Below are 7127 nucleotides of genomic sequence, written 5' to 3'. Positions count from 1 at the left end.
ACGCAGCGCGGAACTTATTCGGAAGCACGACGAGCCTACTCCCTTCCTCCTACCTAAAGTGCTGACGAGAGTTTCCGCGCGGAGTGAGTCGGCCGATGAACGCCGCCCGCTCCGCCTCGAACAATCAACGGTCTCGAACCATCCTGCCTCGAACGCACCGTCTCGAACTCCAAACAGCCTCGAACCCTCTGCCCTCATTTTCAGAACCGTTTCAACACCCGGTACTCCGTATCCCGCTGCGCCGGCTCTCTCCCCGCGCCGCGGATGAGCGCCGCCATCTTCCGCGTGCTCATCTCGTAGCGCGTCCCCGCGGCACGCACGACATTTTCCTCGAGCATGATGCTCCCCGCATCATCCGCACCGAACCCGAGCGTGAGCTGGCCCACGCGCTCGCCCTGCGTCACCCAAGACCCCTGGATATGCGCGATATTGTCGAAAAAGAGCCGCGCCACCGCGAGCGTCCGCATATAATCCCAGCTCGACACCTTCTCCGCCGCCGCGCCGTGCGCCGCAAGCTCCGTATGTCCCGGCTGGAACGTCCACATGATGAACGCGCGGAACCCGCCCGTCTCATCCTGCAGATCGCGGATGCGCTCCATATGCTCCATGCGCTCCTCCATCGTCTCGCCGAGCCCGATGACCATCGTCGCCGTACTCTCCATGCCGATGCTGTGCGCCGTCCGCATGAGCGCGAGCCAGTCCTCCGTCATGATCTTCTTCGGACTCACCCGCTGCCGCACGCGATCCACGAGGATCTCCGCGCCGCCGCCCGGCAGGCTGTCAAGCCCCGCCGCCTGCAGCCGCAGCAGCGTCTCGCGCACCGAGAGCCCCGCCTGCCGCGCGAAATGCTGGATCTCCGTCGCCGTGAACGAATGTATCACCACCTGCGGGAACTCCCGCTTGATCGCGCGCAGCATCTCCTCGTAGTACGACAGCCCGAGATCCGGGTACAGGCCGCCCTGGATCATCACCTGCGTGCCGCCTGCCTCGACTGTCTCGCGCACCTTCGCGAGGATCTCCTCCGTCGTCAGGAGATACGCATCCTTCGCCCCCTGCCGCCGGAAAAACGCGCAGAACCGGCACTCATTCACACAGACATTCGTATAATTGATATTCCTGTCGACGAGGAACGTCACCGTATTGCCGAACCGCTGCCGACGCACCGCGTCCGCCGCCCGTCCGAGCGCCAGGAGATCGCCCTCCCGCAGGAGCCGCGCCCCCTCTGCCGCAGATAGCCTCATGCCGTCTCGCCTGCCTTTCCCATCCGCTCGTACCGCGCGTCGCGCTCCACGGGCTCATAGCCCGCCTCGCGGATCATCGCCGCGAGACGCGCCTTCGTGATGCCCGTCCCCGTCTGCGCGCCCGCCGCGTGGATGATCTTCTCCTCGCCGATCGTCCCGTCGAGATCATCGGCGCCGAACCCGAGCGCGAGCTGCGCGATCGGTAGCGTCAGCATCACCCAGAACGCCTTCATGTGCGGCACATTGTCGAGCACGAGCCGCGAGAGCGCCATCATCTTGAGATCCTCCCACGCGCCCACGCGCGTGAGCTGCCGCTCCTCGCCGAGCTTCGTATGCGCCGGATGGAACGGGAACAGCAGGAACGCCTGGAACCCGCCCGTCTCATCCTGCAAATCGCGGATGGCGAGCAGATGCTCGATGCGCTCGCGCACCGTCTCCACATGGCCGTACATCATCGAGGCATTTGTGCGGATGCCGAGCGCCTGCGCCGAGCGCATCGTCTCAAGCCACTCCGCCGCCGTCGCCTTCTTCGGGCAGATGATGCGGCGCACGCGCTCCGCGAAGATCTCCGCGCCGCCGCCCGGCAGCCCGTCGAGCCCCGCCGCCTGCAGCTCCTCGAGGATGCTTTTCACCGGCCGCGCCGTCATCTTCGCGAAATTCACGATCTCCACCGGCGTGAACGCCTGGATCTCGACGCCTGGCAGCGCCGCGCGCACCGCGCGCACGACATCGACATAATAGGAAAAAGGCTCCTCCGGATGCAGCGCCGAGACGATATGGATCTCCGAGAGCTCCGGCACCTTTGCCGCCGCCGCGAGCCGCTGATCCAAATCCTCCAGGGAAAGCACATAGCCGCGCGCATCCCCCTTTTCCACCTGGAACGCGCAGAGCGGGCAGTTCGACGAGCAGATATTCGTAAGATTGATATGGCGGTTCACCGTATAGAACACGCTGCGCCCGCTCGCGCGCTCCTTCGCCGCGCGCGCGCAGGCAGCGAGGAACAAGAGGTCGTTCTCCTCATAGAGCGCGAGCGCATCCTCGAGAGACAGCCGCTCCCCCGCCTCGGCCCGCGCGCGGGCCCTTGCAATCGTCGTCATGTCAGTCACCTCAATGCACCGTCTGCGCGGCCGCGGCGGGCGCGCAGGCAGACGTCGGCCCCTCCAGGCGGCGCAGGATATGATAGTTGCAGTCGCAGGGCGCCGGCACGCGTCCCGCCTCGCGGATGATGCGGATGATACGATCCTCCGAGAGCGCCTCCGGGCTCGTCGCGCCCGCGTCGTGGAGGATCGTCTCCTTGTGCACCGTGCCGTCGATATCGTCCGCGCCGAACCCGAGCGCCACCTGCGCGACCGGCACCGTGAGCATCACCCAGTACGCCTTGATATGCGGGAAATTGTCCAGCATGAGCCGCGAGATCGCGAGCGTCCGCAGATCGTCCCACATGCTCGTCTGCTTCACCGTCTGCCCCAGCTCCGTGTGCGCCGGCAGGAAAGGGAAGCAGATGAACGTGAGGAACCCGCCCGTCTCATCCTGCAAATCGCGCAGCGCGAGCAGATGATCCACGCGCTCCTCGAGCGTCTCGATATGGCCGTAGAGCATCGACGCATTCGAGCGGATGCCGAGCTCGTGCGCCGTCCGCTGCACGGCGAGCCACTCCGCCGCCGTCGCCTTGTTCGGACAGAGACGGCCCCGCACGCGGTCGGAGAGGATCTCCGCGCCGCCGCCCGCGATGGCCTGGAGCCCCGCCTCATCGCGCAGGCGCGTGAGCACCTCGCGCACGGAGAGCCCGCTCGTCTTCGCGAAATGCGTGATCTCGACGCCCGTGAACCCCTTGATATAGAGCTTCGGGAACGTCTCGTGCAGCGCGCGCACGATATCGAGATACTCCTCGAACGTCCAGGTCGGATGCAGCCCCGAGACGATGTGCAGCCCCGCGAGATCCGGATCGCGCATCGCGTCGCGCACGACGGCGATCGCCTGCGCCTTCGTCATCGCATAGGCGCCCGCGTCCTCCGCATCCCGCCCGAACGCGCAGAACTTGCAGCGGCTCGTGCAGATATTCGTGAGATTCACATGACAATTCACATTATAATAGACGACATCGCCACACTTGCGCCGGCGCACCGTATCCGCCAAAGCGCCGAGCCAGGCGATGTCGTGACAGTGGAACAAACGGATGCCGTCCGCGCGCGACAGGCGCTCACCGCGCAGGACCTTCTCCTCGATGTCCCGATACTCCTCTGAGCAAAGCAAGAAATCTCCTCCTTTTTCGTGTATACATCCCTAGAATTATATCATCCTTTGCCCACTGTGGAAAGACTGCGCGCGCAAGAAGCCGCTGCCAGCAGCAGCCGCAGCAGCATCACCGGCCCGCCGCAGGCGGCGCATTCCTCGCCAGAGGGAACAAACGTGTCCGCGCTTTTTCAAATAACTCTCAATCAACATTAATTATTTAATTCTCATTTCACGAAAGACTCACATCCTAGCAATCAAGAAAACATATACTATGACGCGTAAGGAAAAGCTATCCCACTTCTACTTACACTAGAGCAGACATCCCATCTGTCCTAGGTGACAGCGGTACATCCCAACCGCGTGTCAAACACATTCTTTACTCAATTTTTAACAACATATTTCCTAGGCAAAAGCCCGCCGGATCTTCCCACCCGGCGGGCTTTTGCTATGTAAATCCCCAAGAGTGCAAGCCGCAGGCGCCGCGCGATTGGCTGGATTTACTGCAAGGACGGGCGCACAATGTCCATGAAGTGGACGTTTGTGCGTTGAGTTTGCTATGTAAATCCCCAAGAGCGCAAGCCGCAGGCGCCGCGCGATTGGCTGGATTTACTGCAAGGGCGGGCGCACAATGTCCACGAAGTGGACGTTTGTGCGTTGAGTTTGCTATGTAAATCCCAAGAGCGCAAGCTTTCCCCTTCCTTATAGATACGCCTCGAACGCCTCCATATCCGCGACGCGGATGCTGCGGCCGTCGACCTCGAGGATCCCGTCGCGCACCATGGCGCTGAACTCGCGCGAGAGCGAGGGACGCGTGACCGCGAGGTAGGCCGCGAGGTACTCGCGGCTCACGTTGAGCTCTATGACGCCGTCGGCGCGCAAGTTCTGGAAGAGGAACCGCACGATCTTCTCGCGCAGGGACCCCGACGCGAGCACCTTGATCTTGTTGTGCATGAAATACGCCTTGCGCGCAAAGATGCGCATGAGATTCTGCTGCACGAGCAGCGCGGGGCGGGAGAGATCACCGCCCGCAAGCGAGAAAAGCGCGCTCTCGAGCGCGAGGATCCGCGCGCCCGTCACGGCCTCGACGTACATGTCATAGGGAAGCCCCAGCACCTCGTAGACCTCGCCGAACATCTCGCCCGGCTCCTCGATCTCCGAGAGGAAGATCTGCCGCCCCGAAAAGGTATCCTTCTTGATGATGAGCGCGCCCTCGATCAGCAGGTACAGCCCGCGCGGCGTATCCCCCTCGTGGAAGACGATCTCTCCCTTGGCGAGCGAGCGCAGACGCACGCGGCTCGACGCGAGCAGCGCCCGCGTCTCTTCCTCCGTCATGCCGCGCGTGAGCACGCTCCCCTTGAGTATGTCTAAGATTTCCTGATGGTTCTGCATCTTGTTCCCTCCCCGGCTTCTCGCTCTTCTCATAACACAAAAGCGGCACGCCATAGCGTGCCGCGAACTCTCTGGTGCTCACTGAGGGACTCGAACCCCCGACCCCCTCCATGTGACGGAGATGCTCTACCAACTGAGCTAAGTGAGCTTGTCAACAGAAAGTATTATACTACATCACTGGAGAAAAATCCAGTCTTTTTTTCGTGCGCGCCGTTTTTTCTGTGTCCACGTTCAACGGGGCTCAAGAAAACACCAAAAACCCTGCCGCGTCTCACGCCTCCCAGCGCACGCGCTGCGCGATGTCTTCTTTCTCCTTGGGCTCCGGCTGTGCTGCGATGCCGCCGAACGGCATCTGCGCGATGAGCTTCCAAGAGGCGGACACGCCGAAAAGCGCCTTGACGCGCTCGTCGATGACGGGATTGTAATGCTGGAGATTCGCGCCGATACCGCGCTCGCGCAGCGCCGTCCAGACGGCGAGCTGGAGCATGCCGTTCGCCTGGTTCGCCCAGACGGGGAAGTTCGCCGCGTAGAGCGGGAACTTCTCCTGCAGGGCAGAGACGACCGTCTCATCGTAGAAATAGAGCACCGTGCCCGCCGCAGCGCGGAAACCGTCGATCTTCTCGCGCGCGACCTTGCCGCCGAACGCCTCGTAGACGGCATCCCAGAGCGCATCCTGCTTCGCCCCGAACGCGACGATGACGCGGGCGCTCTTCATGTTGAACGCGTCCGGAACGAGCTCCGTCGTCTCCTCGATGAGCTGCCTGACCTCCGCTGCCGGGATGGGAAGTTCCTTGTTCAGCTGATACACCGTGCGCCTTGCGCGCAGTCCTTCCAAAATCGACATGTTGCTACCTTCTTTCTTCATTATCCAATAGAAATCGTGCACCTCGCACAAGCGCCAAGGTGCGGCAGCTTGCGCATTTTAGAAACCGCTGAGGAATCCAGCGCCTCCTCTAGAAATCAACCCGCCACGCGCCGCGATCAGCGTGTTCGGGACTCCCCCGCGCATCGCACCAGTCCGGGGACACGCACCGCTCAGGCCAGGCCGCCTGCCGCCGCGTGTCCACGCCGGACATACCGCCGCCAGACGAGGAAGCTCAGGAGCAGCAGGATGCTGCCCGCGAAGTAGAAGACCGCGTGCATGCCGAGCCATGTCGCGACGAGGCCGCCGAGCAGCGGCCCCGCCATCGAGCCGACCTGCTGCGCGGAAAAGAGCAAGCCGAAAATCCGCCCCTTGATCGCCGCCGGGGAATTCTGCGCGAGCACTGCGTTGATGGACGGGTGGATGCCGCAGAAAAAGAGTCCGCCGACGAACTGCATGGCGGCGAATGGCACGAGCGTGTCCGGCATGCCCTGCACGAGCATGGCGCAGCCCGCGAGGAAGAGCGCCGCGCACATCGCGCGGAAGAAGCCGCGGCGCTGGCCGAGCTTCCCCCAGAAGGGCGCTGCGAGCGCGCCCGCGATGCCGCCGAGCGAGAAGACGAGGCCCGCGACAAAGACGATGTTCGGCAGGTCGCCCGCGAGGTGCGCGATGTACGTCGTGAGGATCGGCTGCAGGATGAGGATGACCATCTGCACGACCGTGCCGCAGAGCAGCATGTTCCGAAGGAGCGGCACCTTCCAGACGCTCGGCTGCGGCGCGTCGCCCCCCGCCTTCTGCGCCGCCATGGCCTTGACAGAGGCCGGCGGCTCCTTGATGAAGAACGTGAACGCGAGGAAATTGACGAAGAGCGCGCCCGCCGCGAGGAAGAACGACATGCGCATGCCGAAGCACTCCGCGAGCACGCCGCCCAAAAGCGGCCCCACGACGCCGCCCGCCGTGAGCACGCCCTGCATGATGCCGAGGCAGAGGCCGAGCTTCGCGGCCGGCGCGTAGAGCGTCATGATGGCGAGATCCATCGGCCAGAGCCCCGAGGCGAACCCCTGGAACATGCGCATGGCCGTGAGCTCGCCGGGCGTCTCGACGATGCCGCCGAGGAAATAGCTCACGGCGAGCAGGAAGCTCGCGCGCATCGCCATGACGCGCTTGCCGCGCGTGTCAGCCAGCCGGCCCCAGATGGGAGCCATGACGGCGGACACTGCGAACGTCGAGGAAAAGACGATGCCCGACCAGAGATTCACATGCTCCGGCGCCACGCCGAGCTCCGTCGTAAGATAGAGCGGCAGGAAGGGGATGAGCATCGTATAGCTCGACGACATGAAAAGGATATTGCAGACGATGATAGCCAGAACGGCTTTCCAGTTCAAAAAACTCCTCCTCTC

At 63.5% G+C, this 7127-nt stretch carries 6 protein-coding genes and 1 tRNA gene; all 7 read right to left on the bottom strand.

Annotated features, from left to right (window positions below; all coding sequences use genetic code 11):
* Positions 1–200: 200 nt before the first annotated feature.
* The 7 genes from mqnC to F599_RS0109600 all read right to left on the bottom strand — a co-directional run bounded on the left by mqnC (position 201) and on the right by F599_RS0109600 (position 7112).
* On the bottom strand, positions 201–1241 hold the full coding sequence (gene mqnC / locus F599_RS0109630; RefSeq protein WP_019543320.1) for a cyclic dehypoxanthinyl futalosine synthase: 1041 nt from the start codon (positions 1239–1241) through the stop codon (positions 201–203).
* Entirely contained in the window at positions 1238–2338 is a 1101-nt protein-coding gene (locus F599_RS0109625; protein ID WP_019543319.1) for a radical SAM protein, read from the bottom strand. Before F599_RS0109625 ends, mqnC begins: the two co-directional genes overlap by 4 nt.
* A 10-nt stretch (positions 2339–2348) precedes the next feature.
* Complete coding sequence (mqnE, locus tag F599_RS0109620; RefSeq protein ID WP_019543318.1) at positions 2349–3494, bottom strand: aminofutalosine synthase MqnE; 1146 nt, start codon at positions 3492–3494, stop codon at positions 2349–2351.
* Positions 3495–4175: 681 nt separating this feature from the next.
* Positions 4176–4865, bottom strand: coding sequence for a Crp/Fnr family transcriptional regulator (locus F599_RS0109615; RefSeq protein ID WP_019543317.1), 690 nt, complete (start codon positions 4863–4865; stop codon positions 4176–4178).
* A gap of 72 nt (positions 4866–4937) precedes the next feature.
* A tRNA-Val gene (locus F599_RS0109610) sits at positions 4938–5013 on the bottom strand.
* A 123-nt stretch (positions 5014–5136) separates the two neighbouring features.
* Positions 5137–5709, bottom strand: a complete 573-nt coding sequence (locus tag F599_RS0109605) for a nitroreductase family protein (protein WP_019543316.1) — start codon at positions 5707–5709, stop codon at positions 5137–5139.
* Between the two features lie 191 nt (positions 5710–5900).
* Complete coding sequence (locus F599_RS0109600; RefSeq protein ID WP_019543315.1) at positions 5901–7112, bottom strand: MFS transporter; 1212 nt, start codon at positions 7110–7112, stop codon at positions 5901–5903.
* Positions 7113–7127 lie beyond the last annotated feature (15 nt).

Source organism: Selenomonas bovis DSM 23594 (genome assembly GCF_000381005.1).
GTDB lineage: Bacteria > Bacillota > Negativicutes > Selenomonadales > Selenomonadaceae > Selenomonas_C > Selenomonas_C bovis.
The sequence above is the reverse complement of the archived record's forward strand: the minus strand, read 5'-3'. Positions and strand labels throughout refer to the sequence as shown.

Excerpts from the sequence above, each read along its gene's own strand:
- mqnC (WP_019543320.1), bottom strand. The coding sequence starts at position 1,241 with ATGAGGCTATCTGCGGCAGAGGGGGCGCGGCTCCTGCGGGAGGGCGAT.
- F599_RS0109625 (WP_019543319.1), bottom strand. The coding sequence starts at position 2,338 with ATGACGACGATTGCAAGGGCCCGCGCGCGGGCCGAGGCGGGGGAGCGG.
- F599_RS0109615 (WP_019543317.1), bottom strand. The coding sequence starts at position 4,865 with ATGCAGAACCATCAGGAAATCTTAGACATACTCAAGGGGAGCGTGCTC.
- F599_RS0109605 (WP_019543316.1), bottom strand. The coding sequence starts at position 5,709 with ATGTCGATTTTGGAAGGACTGCGCGCAAGGCGCACGGTGTATCAGCTG.